18 protein-coding genes and 2 riboswitches are annotated in these 24,826 nt (G+C 45.4%); of the genes, 9 read left to right on the forward strand and 9 right to left on the reverse strand.

Annotation, left to right across the window (positions count from 1 at the left end):
• The first annotated feature begins 1 nt into the window (after position 1).
• The 3 genes from MKX59_RS06805 to MKX59_RS06815 are packed head-to-tail and all read left to right on the forward strand — an operon-like array spanning position 2 to position 3,348.
• Positions 2–1,267 carry a transporter gene (locus MKX59_RS06805; protein ID WP_076160808.1) on the forward strand — a complete coding sequence of 422 codons (1,266 nt, stop codon included), beginning with the start codon at positions 2–4 and terminating at the stop codon, positions 1,265–1,267.
• Positions 1,251–2,477, forward strand: coding sequence for a glycosyltransferase family 4 protein (locus tag MKX59_RS06810; RefSeq protein ID WP_023990011.1), 1,227 nt, complete (start codon positions 1,251–1,253; stop codon positions 2,475–2,477). The genes MKX59_RS06805 and MKX59_RS06810 overlap by 17 nt, the downstream gene beginning before the upstream one ends.
• On the forward strand, positions 2,437–3,348 hold the full coding sequence (locus MKX59_RS06815) for a glycosyltransferase family 2 protein (RefSeq protein ID WP_023990010.1): 912 nt from the start codon (positions 2,437–2,439) through the stop codon (positions 3,346–3,348). The genes MKX59_RS06810 and MKX59_RS06815 overlap by 41 nt, the downstream gene beginning before the upstream one ends.
• Here the strand turns inward: MKX59_RS06815 and MKX59_RS06820 are convergent.
• Entirely contained in the window at positions 3,316–4,020 is a 705-nt protein-coding gene (locus tag MKX59_RS06820; protein WP_023990009.1) for a response regulator, read from the reverse strand. The two genes, MKX59_RS06815 and MKX59_RS06820, sit on opposite strands and share 33 nt — an antisense overlap.
• Before the next feature lie 45 nt (positions 4,021–4,065).
• On the opposite strand from MKX59_RS06820, the gene MKX59_RS06825 reads away from it, so the two are divergent.
• Genes MKX59_RS06825 through MKX59_RS06835 form a run of 3 tightly spaced genes read left to right on the forward strand, consistent with a single transcriptional unit; the run spans position 4,066 to position 10,729 of the window.
• Entirely contained in the window at positions 4,066–4,515 is a 450-nt protein-coding gene (locus tag MKX59_RS06825) for a hypothetical protein (RefSeq protein WP_028541546.1), read from the forward strand.
• Positions 4,512–6,248: an ATP-binding protein gene (locus MKX59_RS06830; RefSeq protein WP_076160814.1), complete on the forward strand. Its 1,737-nt coding sequence runs from the start codon at positions 4,512–4,514 to the stop codon at positions 6,246–6,248. Before MKX59_RS06825 ends, MKX59_RS06830 begins: the two co-directional genes overlap by 4 nt.
• Positions 6,249–6,298: 50 nt before the next feature.
• Complete coding sequence (locus MKX59_RS06835) at positions 6,299–10,729, forward strand: hypothetical protein (RefSeq protein WP_075154657.1); 4,431 nt, start codon at positions 6,299–6,301, stop codon at positions 10,727–10,729.
• Between the two features lie 42 nt (positions 10,730–10,771).
• Here MKX59_RS06835 and MKX59_RS06840 read toward each other — a convergent pair whose 3' ends face one another.
• A complete protein-coding gene (locus MKX59_RS06840) occupies positions 10,772–11,467 on the reverse strand; it encodes a response regulator transcription factor (RefSeq protein ID WP_023990005.1) in 696 nt (231 codons plus the stop codon).
• Between the two features lie 160 nt (positions 11,468–11,627).
• Here MKX59_RS06840 and MKX59_RS06845 point away from each other — a divergent pair, with 160 nt between their 5' ends.
• Positions 11,628–12,986, forward strand: coding sequence for a sugar phosphate nucleotidyltransferase (locus MKX59_RS06845; RefSeq protein ID WP_340858994.1), 1,359 nt, complete (start codon positions 11,628–11,630; stop codon positions 12,984–12,986).
• Positions 12,987–13,182: 196 nt separating this feature from the next.
• Here the strand turns inward: MKX59_RS06845 and MKX59_RS06850 are convergent, their stop codons facing one another.
• From MKX59_RS06850 to MKX59_RS06865, 4 genes are all read right to left on the reverse strand, one after another.
• Complete coding sequence (locus MKX59_RS06850; protein ID WP_023990003.1) at positions 13,183–13,698, reverse strand: thioredoxin family protein; 516 nt, start codon at positions 13,696–13,698, stop codon at positions 13,183–13,185.
• A gap of 256 nt (positions 13,699–13,954) precedes the next feature.
• The gene (locus MKX59_RS06855) at positions 13,955–15,811 is read right to left on the reverse strand and encodes a beta-glucoside-specific PTS transporter subunit IIABC (protein ID WP_068941709.1); all 1,857 of its coding nucleotides are present in this window, start codon (positions 15,809–15,811) and stop codon (positions 13,955–13,957) included.
• 230 nt (positions 15,812–16,041) lie between these two features.
• Positions 16,042–16,884 (reverse strand): BglG family transcription antiterminator LicT, encoded by an 843-nt coding sequence (gene licT, locus MKX59_RS06860; RefSeq protein ID WP_023990001.1) that lies wholly within the window; start codon positions 16,882–16,884, stop codon positions 16,042–16,044.
• A 233-nt stretch (positions 16,885–17,117) separates the two neighbouring features.
• Complete coding sequence (locus MKX59_RS06865; RefSeq protein WP_023990000.1) at positions 17,118–18,089, reverse strand: LacI family DNA-binding transcriptional regulator; 972 nt, start codon at positions 18,087–18,089, stop codon at positions 17,118–17,120.
• Positions 18,090–18,302: 213 nt separating this feature from the next.
• Between MKX59_RS06865 and MKX59_RS06870 the strand changes: the two genes are divergently transcribed.
• Entirely contained in the window at positions 18,303–19,760 is a 1,458-nt protein-coding gene (locus MKX59_RS06870; RefSeq protein ID WP_068941708.1) for a glycoside hydrolase family 1 protein, read from the forward strand.
• Positions 19,761–19,929: 169 nt separating this feature from the next.
• Positions 19,930–20,006, forward strand: a riboswitch (glycine riboswitch).
• Between the two features lie 18 nt (positions 20,007–20,024).
• Positions 20,025–20,119, forward strand: a riboswitch (glycine riboswitch).
• 159 nt (positions 20,120–20,278) lie between these two features.
• Positions 20,279–21,697 (forward strand): alanine/glycine:cation symporter family protein, encoded by a 1,419-nt coding sequence (locus MKX59_RS06875; protein ID WP_023989998.1) that lies wholly within the window; start codon positions 20,279–20,281, stop codon positions 21,695–21,697.
• Between the two features lie 57 nt (positions 21,698–21,754).
• Here MKX59_RS06875 and MKX59_RS06880 read toward each other — a convergent pair whose 3' ends face one another.
• The 3 genes from MKX59_RS06880 to MKX59_RS06890 all read right to left on the reverse strand — a co-directional run bounded on the left by MKX59_RS06880 (position 21,755) and on the right by MKX59_RS06890 (position 24,804).
• Positions 21,755–22,927, reverse strand: coding sequence for an iron-containing alcohol dehydrogenase (locus tag MKX59_RS06880; RefSeq protein ID WP_053325982.1), 1,173 nt, complete (start codon positions 22,925–22,927; stop codon positions 21,755–21,757).
• Positions 22,928–23,078: 151 nt separating this feature from the next.
• The gene (locus tag MKX59_RS06885) at positions 23,079–23,906 is read right to left on the reverse strand and encodes a carbohydrate ABC transporter permease (RefSeq protein WP_023989996.1); all 828 of its coding nucleotides are present in this window, start codon (positions 23,904–23,906) and stop codon (positions 23,079–23,081) included.
• A gap of 22 nt (positions 23,907–23,928) precedes the next feature.
• Positions 23,929–24,804, reverse strand: a complete 876-nt coding sequence (locus MKX59_RS06890; protein WP_034095207.1) for a carbohydrate ABC transporter permease — start codon at positions 24,802–24,804, stop codon at positions 23,929–23,931.
• Positions 24,805–24,826 lie beyond the last annotated feature (22 nt).

The raw sequence follows: 24,826 nt of genomic DNA on the forward strand, positions 1-24,826 counted from the left end.
CGTGAACAACCGATTGCGATCGTTGATGTTCCCTCTCTTTAATGTGCTGCTTAACGGATTTAATTTTTTCTTCCACATTGCAGCGAGTTGGTATCTTACGGGACAAGCTTATGGCCAGGCGAATGCGCTGCTGGCACTTTTTGCACTTTTATCCGTTTTGGGTTTATCCATCCAGCTATTAACCGCCAAACTGGTCTCTAAGGGAGACCAAAAGCTTGCGCTACGAAGCTTACCGCTCGGTTCTCTATTACTCAAAGCACCTTTGGTGCTAACCGTGCTTGCCATGGTCATTTTACTCATCTTTCATCCGTTACTGCGTTCGCTATTAGGTGTCGAATCCGGTCCGCTGTTCATGCTGTATGGCTTGATTGGACTGCATATTCTTGTGAGTTCGTGCCGCGGAGATTTACAGGGCAGGGAACGCATGTTGGCGCTCAATGTGAACTATTACATTGAGGTATTAGGGAAGCTGAGCCTGTTTTTTGTTCTGGCTGCACTGGGGTTAAAGCTGGAAGCCCTACTGTTAGCAAGCTGTGGAGGAATGTTGCTGTCGCTGCTCCACGGCTGGATCGTTTCGGCTCGTGGCTTGTCCTTATTCACATACAGTGGAGAACATATCCCTTCTGGGTTATGGAAATCATTGGGTCAGGATTTCACCGATAGCCTTATGACGAATTTATTCATTTTGTTTTGTATCTCCATCGACATGTTGTATGTACAGCATTACTTTCCTGAGCAGGCCAGCAGCTATGCCATTGCGCTGAAGTACAGCCAGTTGGTCTATTACGTTTCGTATAGCCTAATTGCTGCTTTTATTCCAAAGATCGGTGCGCAGGGGCATGACCGCCAAGCTTTGGGCAAGTTGATTGCCGTCTATGCCGGTTTAATGGCTGTAGCTGCGATCTGTGTATATGTGGGCACGACCTTTGTGTTCCCATCCTCTATTCCCATATTATTCGGAGCCTCTTACCAATCGGCCGAGGCCTATATTCCATGGGGAGGATGGGTGTACTGGCTATTTTCCATCGTGCTGTTTTTTGTGCATGTGCACGTATTGGTGGGCAGACGAAAATTTATGTTCAGTCTGATGGCAGGAGCCGCGGCTTTATTAGTAGCCTTTCATATTGCCCACACAGATCCGGTAGATTTTTTGCTATCTGAGTTCATAGTTTACGGGGCTATGGCTCTCTACTTTGTGATAGACGCCTATGTGCATTTGTTCAAAATAAAGATAAAGGGGGATTTACCCCATGAATACCATACATGAACAGGACGGTAAAACCGTAGTTCTATTGCTTTCCTGGCGTGACATTCGTTCACCTAAAAGCGGGGGAGCAGAAATTTTTACCCATGAAATGCTTAAACGCTCACAGCAAGGACGTTTCCAGTTCATTCATTTTTCACCCCAATTTGAGGGGATGCCTGAGCATGAAATTATTGACGGTATTACGTATATTCGAAAAGGGAACATATACAGTGTTATTTATTATGCGATGCGCTATTACCGTCGTCATCGAGGGAAGATCGATTATGTGATTAACCAGGCAAATACGCATCAATTCTTTACCCGATTTTGGGTGGAGGCATCCAAGCGGATTTTTTTCATACATCAGCTAACAAGGGAAATATGGTTTGAGAACGCCAAATTCCCGCTAAATGTTATTGGGTTTCATATGGAGCCCTTGATGCTTAAGCTGGCTCGTAAGGATCGGACGCTTACGGTATCTCCGTCTACCCGATATGATCTGCTTAAGCTGGGCTTTCACCCGGATCGTGTTCATCTTTTACCGGAAGGCATTGAGTTTGATCATTGGCCGCGCGAACAATTTTTAACGAAGGAGCCTAATCCGACCTTCATGTATGCTGGGCGCTTCGTCAAATATAAAGGTATTGATCTGGTCGTTGAGGCCTTTGGGCAGCTCAAGGAAAAGTTCCCTCAGGCTATGTTATGGATTGCCGGAAAAACCGATAAAACCTATGTGGCAGAACAATTAGTGCCGATTATGAAACAGTATGGTTTGACATACGGAGAACCGGATGAACAGGGGCAATCGCAAGCCGATATTACCTTTTACGGATTTGTTTCAGCAGAGCATAAGCTGGAGCTGATGAGTCGTGCCCACGCGCTCGTATTTCCTTCCTTACGTGAAGGCTGGGGTTTGACGATTACCGAAGCGGCAGCCGTTGGAACCCCTAGCATTGTCAGCAATTCACCGGGTCTGGTGGATGCAACGGATTTTGGGAAGAGCGGGTATCTATGCTTTCACGGCGACATCCGAGGATTATCTGAACAAATGGAAAGAGCAGCAAAGGGCGGCGAAGATTACATGGCCATCCGTGAGCGGGCGTATCAATATGCGTTAAGATTCCATTTTGATCATACGGCTGCTGCGTTTGAGCAGTTGATGGAAGATTGGGTAGAGGAGGCGGAACAGAGTGGACAAAGTGGTCATTCTCTTCTCCACGTACAACAATGAACGGACGATAGAGCCTTGTTTGCGAAGCTGTATGGGGCAAAATTACAAGGATCTGCATATTGTAATTGCTGATGATGGCTCCAATGACCGGACCGTTGAGACGATTCGTATGCTGTCGGCAGGGAGTTCAGTACCCGTAACGGTATTGGAGCTTCCCCATGGGGAGCGGGGAGTCGCTAGGGTCAGGGCAGTTGAGGAAGCGAAACGCTTGGGTGCCGAATACATATTTGTATTGGATTCCGATATGATTTTAGCCGAACATCTGATTCAGCAGAGCATTGACTTTTTTGACGATCATCAGGATATTGGCGCCTTGGTCGTTCCGGAAGAGGCGTATTCGGAAGCAAATAATTTTTTTTCCAAAGTGAAAGTTTTTGAGCGAAATGTGATTAACAATGCGGGTGAGACCTTGGGAAAACGCTCCATTGAAGCGGCACGCTTCTGGCGAATGAGCGCTTACGAATCGACGGGCGGGTTTAATGCGGAGCAAATTGCTTTTGAAGAAATACAGCCGACCTTGCGTTATATAGAGTCTGGCGGAGTCATTCGCCGGGCGGTATTTACACGGGTATACCATGATGAAAAACAGGTGTATCTGCACGATGTATTACGTAAAAAAGCCTACTACTTTTCGGTGATGGATCGTACGATGTCATCTGAAGAGGGCGGATTGCGAAAAGCGCTGGAACGTTGGTACTTCTTCCGTCCGGTGCTGTATACATGGGGGAATTTGAAAAACTATATCCGTCACCCCTTGCTGACGATGGGGATGTTGTGGATGTATGTATGCCTGACTGTGATTGGGGTAGCCGCCGTGTTAAAGGGCGGCACCCGTCACTCAGGCGATCTCGCTAAGGCGGATAAGGCGTAAGGATGAATGGCCGAGGGTCAGTGTATCCAGCGTGTATAAGTCGGGATCGGAAGATTCCGACTCCTCATACGGTATATATAATGAATGCGTGGTTAACTGAATACCTTCCCCGTCAGGATGACGTAGTGAGCAGCCGACAGGATACAGCTCAGCGAGTGCAATGTGTACAGCGGTTACGATATCTTGTTCATTCAGCAGCACATAGGGTCGGTACGGTGCATTCAAAATGCTGTCTATAAAAACTGACAGGTTGGAAGCTACGTTCTGGTCTGCATGTAGGCTGTTTCGGTTGAGTTTGGCCTGATCAAGCGCCTCATACAGTATTTTTTTTAGCGTATCATCATCCAGCTCCAGCGGTTTCGTCAAAAAACGGAACACACCGACTTGGTTAATCGCCGATAAAATGGACTGCGTATGCAGGTGACCAGACAAAATAATTCGTACGATATGTGGATAATCCTTCTTAATCATGCGAAGGAAGGTAATCCCATCCAGACCAGGCATGAGCAGATCGGAAACTACCACATCAATCGGGTGCTGTTCCAGCACTTGTAAGGCTTCTTTGGGCGTGTGAGCGGTATGTAAGGTGAATGCTTCTTGCGTCAAGGTCCGTTCAAGCAGGGACAGAACCATAGGGCTGTCGTCAACAAATAGAATGTTTTGGGGTGTCATAAGAACTGCGCAACTCCAATCAGGAAGTAAGAAATGAGGAACTACATGTATAATATCAGCGTTTTGGCATTTTTGAAAGATGTCAATACAGAACGGGCGTTGCGTCTTTTTTGTGAACGATTTGATTCGGCTGAACATGCCCTCTGGGAAAAAGGTATGCGTCTCCTTCATCAGTATCATGCTGCACGGCATACAGGAGTGACCCTGGCTGTCTCCAGCGCACTTCAGCATATGGACGATCGTCATGATATTTACGTTGTTGATCTGCGAGAATACGGTGAGGAAGAGCTGGATCGCTTATATATCGCAAAAACATGCGAGTTGATCCTACTGACGGACGGGGCAACGGAAACCGCTGCGAGGTTTGCTGCACTCCAGCGCCGTACTCCCCGGTTGCTGTGCGCACGGCTACCGCTGGTCAGCTACGAGCTGGAATGCCTGATGCAGGCTATTTTGAGCCGTCTTGAACAGAATGGGGGGGACAGGGGAGCATGAAGCAATGGGCTTTGTTGAAACCAGGTTGGCAAAAGCTGATCCTGTACCTGATCGTTCTGGGTGTGACATTGTTCTTGGCCGCTGTGCTTCAATGGTTTGTTGTGCGGCAATTCAGTGGTCACTTGGCGGAGATTCAGAACGAGCAGCTCCAGTATGAGGTACAGGAACTTTCCAGCAGCATAACCGAGCGTTATGCTGCATGGCAGACTGAACTGAAGGAGCTGTCGTCCAGTCTGGGCAGAGATATGCTGAATCAGGGAACACGCCAGTATCCTGAAGGGTTTAAGCGTGAAAGCGGCGGGGCCTTTTATGTGCTGGATGAGCAGTATCGTGTGATGGTCGGACGAGACAATCGTGAGATGAAAAGTGCGGTCCAGCAGATTAAATGGCTGCAAAATGGTTGTGCAGTAAGCTCTTTTGTGACAGAGGATCATCAGCCTGCCCAGTATATAGCATGCAGGATTCAAGGAGCGCAGATGGGCGGTTTTATGGTGCGCACGGTTGACGCTGATATGCTCAGCGGGATTATTAAAAGTAAACCAGTTAACCAGCATGAGACTTTATTTTATAACGGTCAATTTAAGGTCGTAGCTTCCCGAAGTACTCCGGATATTAACCGAACGGACATCACGGGCGTAACCCGTAGGCTGCTGGAGGGCAATACAGGTGTCATTGAAGATGACGGTGAGAAACACGGAATAGGATTCAGCCGCATTGGGGAAGAGGCCCTTTACATATCGATTAAGGATGTCAGCGAGGATACAGCACAGCGAATCAGCTCCTTTCGCAAACAATTGTGGATGGTCATGGTTCTGATATTGTTCATTCTGTGGGCCATGCTCGTACAGTTCCGCAAAAGGATTGTAAAGGATGCCATCGTGAACAATCAGGTGCGTGACCAACGGCGCGATGAAGATATGCGACAGCAGCAGGACACATATTATTTGCCGTTAATGCAGACGATTGAGCAGCAGCTACAAGAGCTGCAAGAGCAGACTAGCCGTCTCACAGGCGGTGATGATTTGAAGCTGCTGGGATTTTATCATGATCTAGCAAACCGTTTTGAAGCGGCTTCCAGTCAGGGAAAAGGAGCCTCTCATGAGGAACTGGAGTATTTTCGCGAGTTGAATGAAAATTTCATCCAGGGTCGTCTCAGACAGGAATCCTCACTGGGAGAGTTACTGACGGGAGTCCGTAGCTTGCGCGATGAGCTGGAAGAGAAGATGCATGATAATAGTGGAATTAGCTTTACAGATATGAATGAAGTATTGTCTGAGTCGCTGAAATGGGCGAACCGTTCATTGAACATGAAGAACATTCAAGTGATCTTGCGGCAAGAGCCTGTTCCATCGATTGCAGCACAAGCACCCATGCTGTACAAAACGATTCAGGGGCTGCTGGAAAATGCAGTTCAGGCCATGGGCCAAGGTGAAGAGCAGCCTGAGAATCAGGAAAAGGGCCGAACAGGTCTGCGGTCCAAGCGGCAATCTCAAGTGCTTAAGGTTAGTTCACGGCTGGAAGAAGGAGAAATTATTATTAACATTGAAGACACGGGCGGCGGGATTGATGATAAAATGCGTTGGAGCTATTTCCAGCCAGACTATTCCCAAAACTCCCAGGAGCATGCGTTCAGCCTGTATCATATGGATGCATACCTGAAGACCATAGGCGGTCGTTTAAAGCTGCGTAATACCGATCAGGGCTTGCAGGCAATCGTTCGTTTGAGGAGATAGGCCCAAGATAACCGACAGATATACGAGAAGTTCAAGAGAGGGGGACAAGCATGAAAAAATGGATATTTCGCTACCGCTACGATATGGCGGCAATGATGTTGATGCTGATTGCGATTGTTGCATATCTTGCACCCATCTATGGACCAGGGCAAATTGTGTTTAGCGACATTGCTTTTGGAGCCACCTCTCATCGGTATCTGGAGGAAATAACCGGAGTATGGAACGAGCGATGGTCTACCTCGACCTTGTTCAATGCTCCACGTATCCTGTACATCTTGCCCTTCTATGGACTGTCACTCTTATTTGACGAAAGCGGCCCGGTCTTGCTCAAGTCGTTTATTACAGGCTTGTTATTTGTTTCGGCATTTTCGATGTATGCCTTTGCCAAGCGTCTGGTTAGCGTGTATTATTCACCAAGCTTTACGAAGACCCGTATTTTTGCCATCATGGTCGGCTCGTTGTTTTATGCGCTGAATCCGTGGGTTATTTTCCGCATTCAGCATATTTATTTGCTCTGTGGATATAGTTTGTTTCCGTTAATGCTGCGATTCTTTTTCAGTGCGGTGGACCCCAAGTTTCAAATTCAACAAATTAAAAACTATCATCCCCACAAGTTGTATCAGCGAAACTGGATCGACCTGTTCCTGTTGGCTGCGGTATTCACCGTTAGTGCTGCAGCAATTCATTATTTTTTCTTCGGCATGATTTATTTGGGATTGTTCACCATGTTGCTATTAATCAAGTTGACCTGGACCCACCGTAAGGCCGGTCGCACCTATTTGCAGCCGTTATACGGCAATTTTTTGCGTAAAGGGATCATTTTTGGCGTGTTTTTCGGTCTGCTCAGTTTTTATTGGTTGTCTCTATATGTCGGTAGCATGTTGATGGACGCTCAAGCGTCTCAGCATAATATCAACGTCGTGGATACGTTGTCTTTGTTCAGCCGTAACAGCAGCTTAGATAATGTGGGTTATTTACTGAGCTATTGGTGGCCCATGTTTTCCTTGTCCTCACTGCCTGGCATGTTTTATGTAGGAGGGGGATTTTTGTTGCTATTGATTGGGTATGCGATGGTGACACGTTCACATAAAAATCCGATCATTCTGATCTTCTCGCTACTTACGTTGCTGTTTCTGGTTGCAGCTACCGGGACGACGTTCCCATCCATTGCCAAGTGGTTTGTCATTTTGGTTACGAAAACCCCTGTGATTGGTTCGGTTTTCCGTGATCCTAACAAATTTATTGGACTGATTGCCCTTAATTTCGGGGTGTTGCTGACCTTCGGTGTTATTCAATTTATGGAATGGTTCGGATCATCCCCGTTGCAGCGTGTATATAAAAAGCTGGCGGTAGTTATTGTCGTTTTATGCCTGGGGATATATTTTGCTCCCTTGCGTACTCAGTTCATTGAGGGGTACTACAAGCCGGTACAAGTGCCGGAGGCTTATAGTCAAATGGCTGAAAAGCTGACTGACCCGGATCGTTTCGATAGCAAGGCATTATACTTTCCGATTGCTGACAATATGATTCAGAGCTATAACGGAGTAGCCACGCCCAAATGGAATAAAGGGAAGACCGCAAACGAAAAGGCAACCGGAGATTTTCAGGTATACTCTTCTCCTAAAAATACGATCTTTCATCATGAGGGGAATGATCCCGGCATTACATACTATATGAATTTTCTGCAGTATGTCATGGACAATGGATTAAGCTCCCGATTAGGCTGGCTGTTCTCTACCTTTGGGGTCAATCAGTTGGTCTACCATGATGAATATGTGGGGCAGGAGAAGCGGCAGGATTTCCACCTGTCTCAGCTGGAAGGTCAGACCGGGCTGAAACGTACGTACCAGAACGGGCTATTTTCCATATTCAATCTCGATCAGACACCGCCCTATATGAACATCCTTGCGAGTAAAATTGTAACACCTTACGGTTTTAGCCGATTGGAGAGCTACAGTCATCTGCCTGGTTTTGATTTTAGCCGCTTTGGGGTGCTGTTCAGTGCGTTAAAGCCTGAGCTAAAAACCATCCAGACGATTAACAAAGGGGATTATGTGGAAGCGGCGTCCTTTAATGACTTGTTGTTGTCACAGCTTCCAGCCGAGGATTACTTACGCCCTTTTGATGCCATTGAGGATGGTAATGCCTTTTTAAAATGGTCCAAAACCTTTGCCTCGACTAACGATTGGTTATGGTATTTATCCTCCCAAAATATACGGAACTTTCCGTTCGATATGGAAATGGATGCAGGGATTGCGGTCACCTTTGCCAGTAAGAAGCTGGATGTGGCCCCGTATCAGATGAGCAGTATCGAAGGGAAGACGGTCGTGGACTTTGATTCCATGTTGCGGACCGAAACCTTCTTCAAGCCGGATAATCCGCAGTTGTTCAGTGTGCAGGCTAATCCCCGTGAGGAATTGAATGATGTGCCAACTCTGCACGGCGAAATTATGAAGGGAGACCCGAGTAATATATGGCAGGTCGCTAGATCGGGTTTGCTGGAAGCCAAGGAAAATAATCCGTATCAGTTCCAAATTACTGTTTCCGGTCGCGGAACGAACAAAATGCATGTGAAAATGAGATTTTACGATAAGCAAATGCGTGAACTGGGGGTTAGCTATGTCGTGGCGCCTTCGGAGGGATATAATTTTGACAGTGTGAAATTTTACGGGGAATACGTGTCGCCGCCCGGTAGCTATTGGATGCGAATGGATTTGTTAACCCTACAGCGTCCACAGCAAAAAAATTACTGGTGGATTCATGATATCCAGCTGCGTGATTTGGGGCAATATAGCAAGCCTAATACGTTTACGATGCACAAAAAACTGGATCAACCTCAAACCTCGCATGTATATGCTAGAGTGTTTATGAATAAGGCAGGCGGAAAATTACAAGTCACACTGCCGGACAAAGTGGTTAGTATCAAGACTCAGGATGATGGTTTAAACCAATTTCAATGGGTGGATCTGGGAGAACATGTTTTTCCAAAAGGAGATACTCCAGTCACGGTTAATAACCTGCAAGGCTTTAATGCGATCAATCAATTTGCGATTGTCCCTGTGGATCAGCTAGATCAGCTATCTTTTCCAGTGGAGCAGGCATTGAAGCGGGGCAAGCTTTTTTTCACCTTGGAGGCAGAGAGCGATTTTAACGCACAAGGGAATGTACAGACGGAACGTGCTTTACCAAGACTTAGTATGGGGCGGGGGATCAGCTATCAGAAGGGGACGTTAAGCAGGGATGTGGAAGTCGCCAAAACGGGAACCTATGCCACAGCTATTTTGGCTAATCTCCCCGCTGGGTACCAGGGGTCATTAACGATGAAGTGGACGAATGAAGAGACGGGAAAGGTGCTGACCAGAACGATTCGTACGAAGGAGTCGTATAAGCGGCTACCCGCGACCTCTTTATCCGAAAAGCAGGTTATTGAAACGGTGCCCGATCAGGATGGTTTTGCCAAGAAAATCATACAAATTCCCGGTCTGCTGAATGACTACGGCCGAGTCGAATTTAAAAATCTGTTCCTAACCAAGGGGAAGTATCGCTTAACCCTTGTGCTGGATAGTCAGGTGCCGTCATTGAGCCGTTTTGGAGATATTCATCGAATGGCTGCGCAGGAAGTGACGGTGATGCCGGGGGAGGATACGAAGGAATCATTGAGCACGACGGATGTCGGATGTGTGGCGGATATTCGACCTGGGCAGACGAATCTGTCAATCAAGGACGAAGGACTCTCTATCCGTTACGCACCTAGCTATTCCTGTGACTGGAATATTTATGCGTCCAAGAAAATGAAGGCAGAGCCGCTGCAAGAGTATGCCGTTCAGTTGGATGCGCGATCAGAACAAATTGGAAGTCGGCATATGAAGGTCATTTTTTTGAATAAAGCGTCCCAGGTTCTCCAAACCTCCTATATTGATGAGGTGGAGGAGAGAGATAAGGAACAATGGAATCATTATGATCAAATTGTGAAGGCTCCGGCAGGAACTGCCTTGATGCAGTTTCAGATTTTGGCGCATGCGCACAAGAAGCAGTCAGGCTTATTTCAAATGAAGCAATATTCCATCATCCCTTATCAAGCCATGATTACAGTGGATCAGTTTACGTTGTTTGAGGGATCGGATATGGATACCTTTTTTATGGCTCCACATGCATCGGAGAGCATTCAGGCAACTCGTGAAAATTCCATGGAACGCAGTTTTACGCTATATAATCCAACGCATGAACAGGTGCTGATCCGGGAGACCGAATCACCCAATCCACTGTGGGAGTTCAGGCTAGGTAGCGAAAATCAGCGAGCCCGTCTGTCCGTCAATGGAGTGACTACCGGATTCATTACCAATGGTAACGGGAACGGGAAAGTCGTCGTTATTCTGGCTTCCGCCTACCGTTTCGGCTGGGTACTGTTCCTCATAGGGATACTGGGTGGAGCAGCTTGTTTTCTTCCTTATCGGCGATGGAAGAAGCGAAATCTTTCATAAAAAGCAAGCTGCTCAGTGGGGAAATGGGTAGCCATGATACGGCTACATCTCATATTTGTAGCCTCTGCCCCAGACGGTACGGATATGCTGAGGATTTTTAGGGTCACGTTCTATTTTTTTGCGAAGGCTGGAAATATGTACGTCGATGGTACGATCCAGATAAGCGCCATCTCCGCCTTTGATCCGATCCATCAGCTCGCTGCGGGTAAAGACTTTACCTGGATTGCAGGACATCTCTTTTATAATGGAAAATTCAATTTGAGTGACTTCTATTTCTTGGTCATCGACTAACAGGCTATGACGGTAATCATTCACCCACACTCTTACCTTTTTAAGCTTTTGAGTTACCGTTTGCGATTCAATGGGCATGTTGGGGCCGCAGCGGCGCAGCAGGGCTTTGATGCGGGCATTTAACTCTATCAGGCTGAATGGTTTGCATAAGAAGTCATCTGCTCCGTCGTCCAGAGCCTTTATTCTTATATTCAGCAGGGTGTTATTAGAGATAACCAGCATAGGGACCGTAGTAAATTGACGGATTTGGCTGATCAGCGCACATTCGACTTTACCGGAAAACATTAGAGCGGTCACAATAATATCGGGCTTAAAACGCATAAGTGTAGGAATTGCAAGTTTAGAGTCATAGATAAGTTCGGTATGATAGCCTTCCTCCTGCAGATGAAGAGCAATCATATCTGCCAAACTTTTTTGATCTTCAATGATGAGTATTTTTATGGGCATGACTGACATCTCCTGTACGGATAAAGATACAATTACATTGCATAAGTATGTATTTTCCACGATAATACATACTTATGTATTCGGCAGAAATGCGAAAATCGAACAGTCCTATAATGAAAGAAAAATATTAATTTAGAGGAAGAAGGTTGCATCTTTGCGAATGATTTTATTATCTGGAGGTTCGGGTAAACGTCTATGGCCCTTATCCAATGTGAACCGCCCCAAGCAGTTTCTTTCTATTTTACGTCATGATGAACGTCCAGAAAGCATGCTGCAACGAATATGGAGGCAATTAGATGAGGCGAATTTGGCAGATGAGGCCTATTTTTCAACGAGTGGAACTCAGGCCGAGCTGATTCGGGGGCAAATTGGCGGAGATGCTGTAGTTATTGAGGAGCCGACTCAACGGGATACCTTCCCGGCCATTTCCCTGGCTACGGCCTACTTGCATGACGTTGCAGGTGCATCACGCGATGAGATCGTAGGGGTCATGCCTGTGGACGGGTATGCGGGGGATGAATTTTTCGAGCATCTGCGTAGGCTTCCTTCGATATTAGAGCAATCAGGAAGCCATATCGCATTAATGGGGGCTGCCCCAACGGAGCCCTCAGATAAATACGGATATATTGTGCCTTCAGCCTCTCCTTCACTTGACCAGCCATATTACAGGGTTAGTTCATTTGTTGAAAAGCCGGATCTGATCCGTTCAGAAGCGTTGATCCGTGAAGGGGCCTTATGGAATTGCGGGGTGTTTGCTTTTAGACTGGGCTTTTTGTTGGATATTCTGGAGCAAATGGGTTTACCAGCCGACTATGAATCTCTTTCGACAAATTACGCAGACTTACCTAAAACTAGCTTCGATATTGCGGTAGTAGAGCATACTCATAAGCTCTCCGTGCTTCCCTATCATGGAGAGTGGAGAGACTTGGGCACATGGGATTCTTTGGTACGGGAAGTAAGTTCGAAGCTGAGTGGCCCGGGATATATTTCAGAAGCTTCACATGACTCGCATATCATCAATGAACTGGAGATTCCGGTTAGCATCTGGAATGTTCCAGACATTATTGTCGTTGCTGGTCCAGATGGCGTGCTGGTTACGGATCGACAGTCGTCAACAGGAATTAAGGATATGGTGGCAGAAATTGAAATCGGCCCGCGTTTTGAGGAGCGCTTCTGGGGAAAGCAAACCGTATTATCCCATCAACAGGCGGCAAGTGGATTGCAGACAGTGACCAAACGCGTGGTCATTTCAAATGGGAGATTTATCAGCTATCATGAGCATCAGTTTCGTAAAGAAGTTTGGACTATAGTTTCTGGAACCGGGAGTGTCTCTATCAATGGCGTGACACAGACAGTCAGCCCTGGTGAGGTCATCGTCATAGAACCCGGTACAAAGCATTTTATAGGGGCAGTAGGGGGAGATTTAGAATTCATTGAGTCACAAATCGGACATATCGTATCCGAAACGGATATTATCCGATATGAATTTCCTGATTCGATTGACGATCATACTCTATGAAGTGTCTACAATATAGGGACTGATAGATACGAACGAGGTTTATCAGAAGGCAGTGAAGAGTAGTAGGAACTATTTTTTATTAGAGCTTAGATGACCTGTACATTCCTAAAAAAGGTATTCATGCGCTACACGAATGAATACCTTTTTTTGCATAAACAGTTCTTTGTGTGCGTAATGAAATGGATAGAAAAGAGACTTATAAAATAAGTTTCTTGGAGGTCAGCCACTCTTTTACAGCGTCTGTACTGAGATCTCTTTTAGGCGTCCATTCTATTTTATCAACCAGCTTGCCGTTTCTGAATTCTGCAATGGTGGGGGTGTATTTAACGTTGTAATCCTCTTTGAATTTATTCCATTGGGGCTTGTCCTTATGGATTTTGTGAACGTTCAAAAAAGTAATTTTAGAGCCTAGATTATACTGTTCGATCATCTTGTTAAAGTTAGGCTCAAACCGATTGCAGTCGCCACAACTCGGTCTGCCGACATAGACAAATACACTTTGATCCTGTTGAATCAAACTCTTAAAACCATCAAATGTAACCGCATTCAAGTGGTCATATATTTCTGGGTAATTGCTTTTGCTCGCTTGGATTTCTTTGTCTTTTTGTAGAACAACCTGCTCTAGGTCTTGAAATTTAACTACAGCTGAAATAGCGATACCAATGATAAGCAACACAATGACACTTAACCCGGCGATATATCCTTTTTTCACAGAAATCCTCCTTTTTTTACATTCTTACACTTACAATAAATGATATTTCCATTTTTCGCTGTAACACTTGTCTCATTATGTATAAAAAAAGAAGCTTTCCATGGGGAAAGCTTCTTTAATCAGCATTTTGCATAATTCGATTCCCAACGCTTGTAAGTACAGTATATAGACGAACTAAAGCGTTTCGATCTATATACTGCTGATTTGAAAACGCTCCTGGGATTTATGCAAAATGCTCTAGTCTGAAAGTTAAACGTTAGACCACAACAGTCAACAAGTAATCCTCACGCTTCACTTCAGTTTCCATTGTGTTCAACACATCCAGGTATTGAGCGGAATTTGTTACGATAATCGGCGTAGCCGTAGTATAGCCTGCTGCCTTAATTTGCTCGATATCAAATTCAAGCAACAGTTGTCCTTGCTTAACTATATCGCCTTCCTTGACGCGCTTGTCAAAGAATTGTCCTTTCAGCTTCACTGTATTAACACCCACGTGAATCAGAATTTCTGCTCCGTCATTGGAAGTAATACCGATGGCATGTCCGGTCGGGAATACTGTCGTAATCGTTCCATTGACAGGAGATGTCAGCACACCCTCTGTAGGATCAATGAGGATTCCTTTCCCCATAGCACCTGAAGCAAAAGCAACATCAGAAGATTGTTCCAAAGGCAATACTTTACCTTGCAGTGGGCTTACGAGAATTTCTTTCTCGATTGCCATTTCTTTCTTTACGGGTGCAGCTTCTGTTTTTGCAGTTTCTTCTTTTGGATCATCAAAGCCCAAAATCATAACCAATACAACTGCAAGTACAAAGGCAACGAGCAAACCGATGACTACCCACAAGAATCCAGGTCCGAAATAAGTCGGCAACGCCAGTAGACCCGGTAATGCAAAGGATTGTGCGTGCGCTCCGCCAGAAGCGATAATCGCCCCGCCGATTGCCCCGGAAATACAAGCATAAATGAACGGCTTTTTCAATTTCAAAGTTATGCCATAAATTGTTGGTTCTGTAATCCCGAAAATAGCGGCCAGCGTAGAGGAACCTGCCAAAGCCTTCATCTGAGTGTTCCGGGATTTCAGGAATACCCCCAATGTTGCACCAGCCTGAGAAAGTACGGCTGCTGTAAGCATCGGAAGCATCGTGTCATAGCCCAATGTTGCAATATTCGACAGCATGACCGGAACGAAGCCCCAGTGTACGCCGAAAATAACAAACACTTGCCAGAATGCCCCGGCAACAGCCCCGGCAATTAGTGGGCTTAAATTGTATACCCATGTAAAACCGTTTGCCAAGCCCTGACTGATCAGGTTACCTACTGGACCAAAGGCCAGAAATGTTAACGGAATAACGACTAGGAGCGAAAGCATCGGCACGATAATGTTTTTAACCGATTGATGGATAAAGGAATTGAACCAGCGCTCCACATAGGACTGAACCCAGACCGCGAGAATAATTGGAATGACACTGGAACTGTAATTAATCAGAATGATCGGAATACCTAAAAACGCCAATCTTTCTGGGTTGCTTACCGCCGTTATAACTGCTGGATAGACCAGAGCTCCAGCGATTGCCACCGATACAAAGGTGTTTGTCTTAAATTTACGGGACGATGTAATAGCCAAAAACACAGGTAGAAAATAGAAAACACTGTCGGAAGCTGCACTTAGGATCAGGTACGTACCGCTTTTATCATTAATCCATTGAAAAGATAAAATTAACGCCAGTAGCCCTTTAAGCAAACCTGCCCCGGCAAGAGCACCGAGAATGGGAGAAAAAATGCTGGAAATGATATCGACCGCTTTGCCAAGAAAATTCGTTTTTTCAGAAGATTCTTCTTTTTTGGCATTAGGATTGTCTGCATCCTGCAAATTCGTTTCTGCCATCATATGCTCAAACACTTGACCTACATTGTTACCGATGACCACTTGAAACTGGCCGCTGCTTTCCACTACTGTAATGACACCAGGGGTTGCTTCCAGTGCGGCTTTGTCTGCTTTTGTACGATCATTTAATTTAAATCTCAAGCGTGTAGCGCAATGGAATACCGAATTGACATTCTCTTCGCCACCAACGAGGGTCACTATTTTTTTAGATAGTTCTTTATCACTCATGTTCAGAACTCCTTATGGGTTATTCTTGCTACTGATAGGATTTACTGTTTACATCTGTTGCTAAGATGCGCCGGCGTGCACCTTTTTAAACTTGTAAACAAGAAAAACCTAAACTCGTGGTGAAAACTACGCACTCTCCTATAGAGGAACGTCGATTTCACCATCAGTTTAGGTTTTGCCTGCCTTACCAGTCACAATCCATGAACGATGAGGATATGAAGTTGTTAATCTTATATGTTATTACGCTCAGTTACCCGATGAATATGGATAGTTAGATATACGTATTCATCCTTGCTTAAATATTGATCGTATGTTTTTTCCAGATACTCATTGATCTTTTGGGCACAAGCAAAAGCTTCGGTATACGTCTGCTTCACCTGGTTGTACAAAAATTCTTCACCACTGTGAATGACTTCTTTGCGAATCACTCGCATCGCAAAATATTGCAAATGTGTCAAAAATCTCGAATAGCTAAAAGAAGACTCATCCAGCACAATTCCGTAATGATACGTAATAATGTTCAATATATGTTGGACAATCTCGGTCATTTTCAGTGTAGATTTCATTTCGTTACCGTCGATCCGTGCATTCACCATATGCAATGCAATAAATCCCGCTTCATCTTCGCCCAATTTTACTCCGAGCGTATTTTCAATTTTTTGGAGAGCATCCAGTCCAACTGCAAATTCTTTTTTGTAAAAGCGTTTAATTTCATACAGCATCGCGTTTTGGAGTGCCAGTCCTTTTTCTTGCCGTTGTATGGCAAAATGAATATGGTCGGTCAATGTTAAATAAATATTATCGCTTAACTCCGTATCCAGCACTTCCGTTGCATGGGTTACGATTTCATTCACGACCTCCAGATGAGACACTGGAATATCGTTCAGCAGTTCAGTTAGTTTAGCCGTGAACTCGTTTTCATTTAACATGAAAATCTTATCTATTTTATCATCATCGACTTGATCGCCAGCCACCTTTTTGAAGGAAATACCTCTTCCCATCACGATGACCTCTTTGCCTTTATCGTTTTTAGTCAATAGGACGTTGTTATTGAGCACCTTCTCAATAATCATTGAAGTTCCCCCTCCCATCCTTTACCAATAAAAAATGCCTAAGCACAATTCAACACTATTGTTAGCAATAGCACTCAATTGAACTCAGGCATTGCCCGCATCACCGGTCACAATCCTTCGATATAGTGCTATTGTAGCACAAAAAAAAGCGATTTCAACATATTTTATTCTGATTCGACAAAAAATATTTCATATCAAGGCCCTTTTGCCTAATTTGCAAGTAAATCGTTACCTTACGTGGTCGTACGTTCAATGAGGCAGTACTCTAGCGAATGAAGCTCCATTTGGCGTCCAATCAGCTGAGGGGAAAGCATGAAAAAAGCATTTTGTGCTTGAGCCATGATGGGATTTTGAATCGTTGTAATCCCCATCGTATGCGCCAGCTCCGTGTTATCGAATCCGACAATCGCCAGATCTTCCGGTACGTTCAGCCGTTGTCTGCGTGCTTCGCAGAGAATGCCCACTGCTACATAATCGTTAGCACATAAAATAGCCTCTGGGAATTCTTCCCGACGCTGTAACAAATCCCGTACGACCTGTTCGCCATCACGGATATTATAAATAGAAGAGTGATTCCAGTGTTGCAACACTGGAAGATTGTGCTCACTCATGATCTGTTCGTAGGCTCGTTGTCTGCTATGGGTATTGATGCTGCTCGGACGACCAAAAGCATTGGCTATACGAGTATAGCCTTTTTGTATCAAATGTTTTAGCGCTAACATATATCCTTCATACTGATCCATAGCGACGGAGCGAATATCGGTATGCTCCATTCGTTGCCACGAAACGATCGGGCCATATTTGCAATAGGTACTCAAAAAATCAGTGTCATTCACGCAGGAAATGATGACCAGCGCATCGACTCTTTTTCTTTTTAAATCCTCAAAGGCTTGAAGCTCTTTCTTTTTGTCTTCTCCCGAAGTATAAATAATGGTTTGGAATTCATACTGGCCGGCTACTTCCACAAAGCTGTCCAGAAAAGCCAGAACAATTTCATTAATAGTTGAAGTAATGATACCGATCTGAAGCGTCTGACCCTTGGATAGAGAAATGGCATTCCGATTAGGAACATAATCCAATTCCTGCATGATTTTTAAAATCTTAGTTCTTGTTTCGTGACTGACATGGGGTGACTGATTTAATACTCTGGATACCGTAGCTTTGGAAAAGCCCGCCAGTTTTGCAATTTGATCAAGATTCGACATGATGCTTCTCCTCACATAAGAAAAAAATACTTGACATGAAACGCGTTACAACGATTAGGATGCTTATGAAGGCATTACGTCTATTTTAAAGCATCTGTCAATCCTTTTCAAAGGAAGAACGGTTACCGTTAGGTATTGATTCACATTTGCAGCACTTGATGGGATTACTTGACCAAAGTAAAAATCTTAAATACGGAAAGAGGTTTTTATACCATGACGAAGACGCTAAAAGGATTTCCGAAAAACTTCTTGTGGGGCGGGGCAACCGCAGCCAACCAATTGGAAGGTGCTTTTGACGTAGATGGAAAAGGATTGTCCAGTGCGGACATGGTTGCCTATGTACCCAAAGCAGAGCGCAAGAACGATCATGCTATGGAGATTTCGTCCGAGCGACTCGAAGACATTTTGGCAGGCAAAGTCAATGCCCGTTTTCCAAAACGTGAAGGTGTGGACTTCTTCCACCACTACAAAGAAGATATTGCATTGTTCGCGGAAATGGGCTTTAAGGTATTTCGTATGTCCATCAACTGGTCGCGGATTTTCCCGAATGGCTATGATGCCGAGCCGAATGAAGCGGGACTGCAATTCTACGATAATGTATTTGATGAGCTGCGCAAATATGGTATTGAACCGCTGGTAACATTGTCACATTATGAGACACCGCTGGGTTTGACTCAGAAGTATAATGGCTGGCTGGGTCGTGAAGTTATACAGCACTACGTAAATTATGCCGAAACTGTGTTCACGCGTTATAAGGATAAAGTAAAATACTGGCTGACTTTTAATGAAATCAATGTAATGACCATGAGTCCGTTTACTGGTGGCGGGGTGGTCATTGACCGCGTAGAAAACAAGCAGCAAGCGATATACCAAGCACTGCATCATCAATTTGTAGCTAGTGCACTGGCGACAAAACGAGGACATGAGATCATCCCGGGCTCTCAAATCGGCTGTATGCTGGCTCGTTTGGAAAGCTACCCACATACGTGTAACCCACAGGATATACTGAAAGCCCAGCATGAAAATCAGATGAACCTGTTCTTTACGGATGTGCATGCCCGTGGGGAATATTCCAACTACATGGATCGTTATTTTGAAGAAAATAATGTTGTTATACACACAGAACCAGGCGATGCCGAAATTTTAAAAAATAACACGGTCGATTATATCTCATTCAGCTACTACATGACCTTGACCGTATCTGCAGGTCCAGAAGGCGAGAAAGCAGCAGGAAACCTGATTGGCGGCGTGAAAAATCCATATTTACAGTCCTCTGACTGGGGATGGCAAATTGATCCGATCGGCCTGCGTGTTACGCTGAACACGTTTTATGACCGCTACCAAAAGCCGCTGTTCATCGTGGAAAATGGTTTGGGTGCGTATGATAAGGTGGAAGAAGACGGCTCTGTGCATGATACGTATCGCATTGATTACTTGCGTCAGCATATTGCCCAAATGAAGGAAGCGATTGCCGACGGTGTTGATCTGATTGGTTACACCAGCTGGGGTCCTATCGACCTTGTGAGCATGTCTACTTCCGAAATGTCCAAGCGCTACGGATTTATTTACGTTGATCTGGATGATGACGGTAACGGAACGCTCAAACGCTCCAAAAAGGACTCATTTAACTGGTATAAAAATGTGATAGCAACCAATGGTGAAGAATTGTAATTCCAAATTTTCTCGGGCGGGTATAGCAGAGGACATCCTAAGGATGCAATCTGCTGTACCCGCTTTTTTTGATAGACATAATAATAATGTTTCAGAGGGCTTCACAAACTTTTCACTTGTAATAAGCTGAAAGTTTTCTGTATAATAAATAAAAATTTCATATGTCTGGTTGATGTTTGCGGGAGATGGAACGAAAGTTCCGACCGAAGGGGCAAAACTCTCAGGTGCTTAGGCTGATTACAGCAACAAGCGGGGACCGTAAACGGACAGAACTCTGGAGAGACCCTTAATTGGGCGCCGAAGGTGCACCGCAGAGAACATCTGCTTAAACTCTCAGGCAAAAGGACAGAGACGCGAATAACCTGTGACAGGGAATGCCCTAGGCTTTTTTATAAGCTATTAGAGGCAGAAACCTGCGCAAGATGGTTGTATTTTTTCGTGCCTTTAACCTCTCCAGGAGTCGAATCAGCGGATTTGACTCTTTTTTGTTTTCTAATATGCTGGAGGAGCGGGTTGAAATGAATTTGGTACATGTGTTAGAAGCGATTAGCAGTTGGATATGGGGGGCGCCTCTCATCATTCTTGTCATGGGAACGGGGTTGTGGCTGACCATACGTTTGAAGATGCTGCAGGTATTCCGCCTGCCCCTGGCGATCAAGCTGATCGGTAAGGCCCCGAATGAAGGCAGCGGGGATGTAAGTAGTTTTGCGGCTTTGAGTACAGCGTTGGCGGCTACAGTTGGCACAGGAAGTATTGTCGGCGTAGCGACAGCCATTAAGCTGGGCGGGCCGGGTGCCTTGTTCTGGATGGTCGTTGCAGCCTTTTTTGGGATGGCGACGAAATATGCGGAAGGTGTACTTGCGGTAAAATACCGGGTGAAGGATCGGAATGGGCAATTTTCCGGCGGCCCGATGTATTATATTGAGAAAGGTCTGGGACGCCGTTTTAAACCGCTGGCGATGCTGTTTGCTTTTTCGGGCATGCTGGTAGCGTTGTTCGGGATTGGAACGTTTCCGCAGGTCAAAGCGATTGTATCTTCGACCGAAAACAGTTTTGGCGTTCCGCCCATTGTAACGGCACTGATTATTGCTATCCTTACAGGACTTGTTACTATTGGAGGACTCAAAAGCATTGCCAAGGTATCGACGAAGGTCGTTCCTTTTAAAACAGGCTTGTACGTACTGATCTGTCTCATCGTACTGATTCGGTTTGCTGACCAACTACCTGCCGCAATTGCGCTGGTGCTCCATTCGGCATTTTCAACTACATCTGCAACGGGCGGATTTGCCGGAGCTACGATTATGCTGGCGATGCGAAGTGGGGTAGCCAGAGGTATTTTTGCCAATGAGGCCGGATTGGGAAGCGCACCGATTGCAGCCGCAGCTGCCAAAACCAAATGGCCTGCGGAGCAAGGGCTAATTTCCATGACAGGCGTGTTTATTGATACGATGGTTATTTGTGTGATGACCGGGTTGACGCTACTGGTTAGTGGTGTGTGGAGCGGGCCTACCGATGCGGGCCTGATGACTCAGCAAGCATTTTCCAGCGCATTCCCGCTGGGGGCAGAACTGCTCACAATCATTCTGATTATGTTTGCGTTCACCACCATGCTCGGCTGGAACTATTACGGGGAACGCTGTGTTGAATATTTGCTTGGGGTCAAGTGGATTAAGCCATACCGCTATCTGTTCATCCTACTGGTTGCCGGGGGCGCGTTCATTAAACTGGATGCGATTTGGCTGCTGGCAGATATCTTTAACGCAATGATGGCTTTCCCGAACCTGATTGCCCTGCTCGGCTTATCAGGAATTGTAGTCGCAGAAACCCGAACCTATATGGATTCTCTGAATTCTAGTAAGAAAAAGGGCATTCTTGCAGGTGCCAGTGTAGGGGCAGCTATCCAAGTAGAAGAAAAAGGACAAACGGTTAATTCATAAATTCCAAAAGGGAGTGCCCTCAGTCATCACAGGCTTGAGGACACTCCCTTTTGAATGTTATAACGATGCGTGCAAAATAGCTGAAATATCTTCTTGGTTCAGCTTTTTATAATTACCGAAGCCTCCGTATTCCATTTCACGGGCTGCAATGTTTGCGACTTTTTCCAATTGCTCATCATTAATATTGTAATCGGCCAGGGTGGAAGGGGCACCGAGACTTGTCCAGAATGCACTCAGGCGATCAATCCCCTCCAAAGCAATTTCCTTATCCGTTTTACCAGTGGTATCTAAATCAAACATGCTGAGCATCAGCCGCTTCATGCGTGCAGCATCCTGATCCACCGTATGTCTCATCCAGTTGGGGAACAGGATCGCCAGACCGCCAGCATGAGGAATATCATATACAGCGGATAATGCATGTTCAATCGTATGCGAAGCCCAGTCCCCGAAGTAGCCCATTTGTAGTGTTCCGTTAAGGGCAATCGTTCCGGCATATAAAATCGTTTCACGATGCTCGTAGTTGTGCAAATCCTCCAGCAGCTTAGGTGCAGTTTCGATCACGGTTTGCAACACGGAAAAGCACATACGATCTTGCAACGGTGTATTTTTAACATTGTGAAAATATTGTTCAAACACATGGCTCATCATATCCACCATGCCATATACCGTCTGATCACGTGGCACAGAGAAGGTGTTTTTTGGGTCCAGAATCGAGAATTTCGGATGCGTTACCGCGCTGCCCCATACGTATTTTTCGTTCGTTTCCCAGTTGGTGATAACAGAATCCGGATTCATTTCTGAACCGGTGGCGGCGAGTGTGAGGATGGTGCCGAATGGCAGAGCCTGGGTCGGCATGTGCTTTTTGTTGATAATATCCCACACATCGCCGTCATATTCAGCCCCTGCTGCGATGGCTTTGGTGCAATCAATAACGCTTCCACCGCCTACAGCAAGTAAGAAGTCGATTTTTTCATTTCGGCAAATGTCGATACCCTTCTTAACGGTGGACAAGCGCGGATTCGGTTCTACGCCGGACAATTCATGAATGTTCAGATGTAGCGGTTCTAACGCGTTTAATACCTGGTCATATAGACCATTTCGTTTGACACTTCCGCCTCCATATACCAGCAAAATGTTTTTGCCGTAATTCAGCAGTTCCTGCTGGAGTTCTTCAATTTGATTGTCTCCAAAAATTAATTTGGTGGGGTTATAATATGTGAATTTGTTCATCTGGTAAGTTTCCCTCAGTTCTTCATTGTTCATGTTCAAATCGTAAATCGCTTAACCTGATTGCCTGTTGGATACCTAACTTCATCATGTAAGCTATTTGAAATGACGATTAACCATTATACATGAAATGAATAAGGGAATTCAAGTAAATCTAATCTTTGACCGCTCCGGCGGCAAGATCGGAAATAAACTGGCGGCTAATGAAAAGAAATAAAATAATAAGTGGCAGTACAGCCAGCAGGGTGCCCGCAATGACCATCGCATAATCCGTATTGTAAATCCCGTTCAATTGTGACAGTGCAATCTGGAGCGTGAATTTACGCTCATCCGTTAAGACGATTAGCGGCCATAAATAATCATTCCAGGCTCCTATAAAGGTAAACGCGCCGAGAAAAGCGAACGCAGGACGTAGAATAGGCAGTGCTACATTCAAGTACAGTCGAAAAAAGCTGCATCCGTCCATCCGGCCCGCATCCAGCAGTTCCTTTGGAATGGATTCTTCCGCATATTGACGAATCCAGAAAATGCCGAAGGCATTTACCATCCCCGGGATGATAAGCGCTTTGAACGTACCTACCCATCCAAAGGAGGCCATCATGACAAAGGAGGGGACAAGCGAAAGTTGTGAAGGGACCATCATCGTAGCTAGCAGAACGATAAATAGCACTTTTTTGCCCGGAAAATCAAACTTGGCGAATGCAAAACCTGCTAGTGAATCGAAAAACAGAACCAATAGGGTAACAGAACCGGCTACAAAAAGGGTATTAAAAAAGGCTCCGGCAAAATTAATCTGTTGTAATACTCTCGTTATGTTATCCAAGAAGTGGCTGCCAAACCACAATTGTGGTGGAAAACGATAGATGTCTGAGGTTGTACGGGTTGCCATGACGATCAGCCAGTAAAATGGAAACATCGACAGGATGATTCCCACCAACAATCCAGCATATAAAACAAAGGATTTTGCGCGTGTCTGCATCATGTTGTGAAGCTCCTTCCCATCGTTATTTTTTACCTTGAACGAGTTTCCAGTTTATGATGGAGAATAGAGCAATGATGAGGAACATGCCCCATCCGACGGCTGCACCATATCCAAAATAGTTGTTAATGAACGACTCGCGATACAGGTATAAAACGATGGTCATGCCACTTGCCCCGGAACCGCCGTCATTACCGACCAGGACCTGTGGCTCGGTGAAGAGCTGCATACCGCCGATGGTGGACGTAATCACCGTAAACAGAATGACTGGGCGTAGCATGGGGATAGTGATGCGGAAAAAAGCTTGCGCTCCGGTTGCCCCGTCTATTTTGGCGGCCTCATACAGCACATGCGGAATACTCTGGAGTCCAGCCAGATAGATGATTGAGTTATAGCCCATCCATCTCCATACGACCATAGAAGAAATGGCGATTTGGATACCCCATGGCACATTCAGCCATTGAACCATGGGTAGCCCCATGAGTTGCAGAAGGTAGTTGAGAAATCCAAAATTGTTGGCAAATAAGGCACCGAATATGATGGCAACAGCTACAATAGACGTCACATTTGGCAGGAAGAATCCGACTCGCCATAAGGTACGCATTTTCACAAAAGGGGCATAAAGCAGAAAGGCAATAATCAGTGCGAAGAATAGCATCGGAATCGTTGCATACACCCAGATCACAAAGGTGTTGCCTACAGCCTGCCAAAATTCATGATCTGTTACAAGGTAGCGAAAGTTGCCCCAGCCGTTGTAGGTCATGTCTCCGATCCCGTCCCATTTGTGAAACGCTAGATATAATGAAAAACCAATCGGAAACAGTCCAAAGATGCCAAACAGTAGATAAAACGGCGAGATCGCAGCATAAACGGCACGGTGCTTCCAGATTTCTCTCAGCATATTGTCCACACGCCTTTTTTGG

Origin of the sequence: Paenibacillus sp. FSL R7-0340 (genome assembly GCF_038002205.1) — a bacterium.
Classification (GTDB): domain Bacteria; phylum Bacillota; class Bacilli; order Paenibacillales; family Paenibacillaceae; genus Paenibacillus; species Paenibacillus polymyxa_B.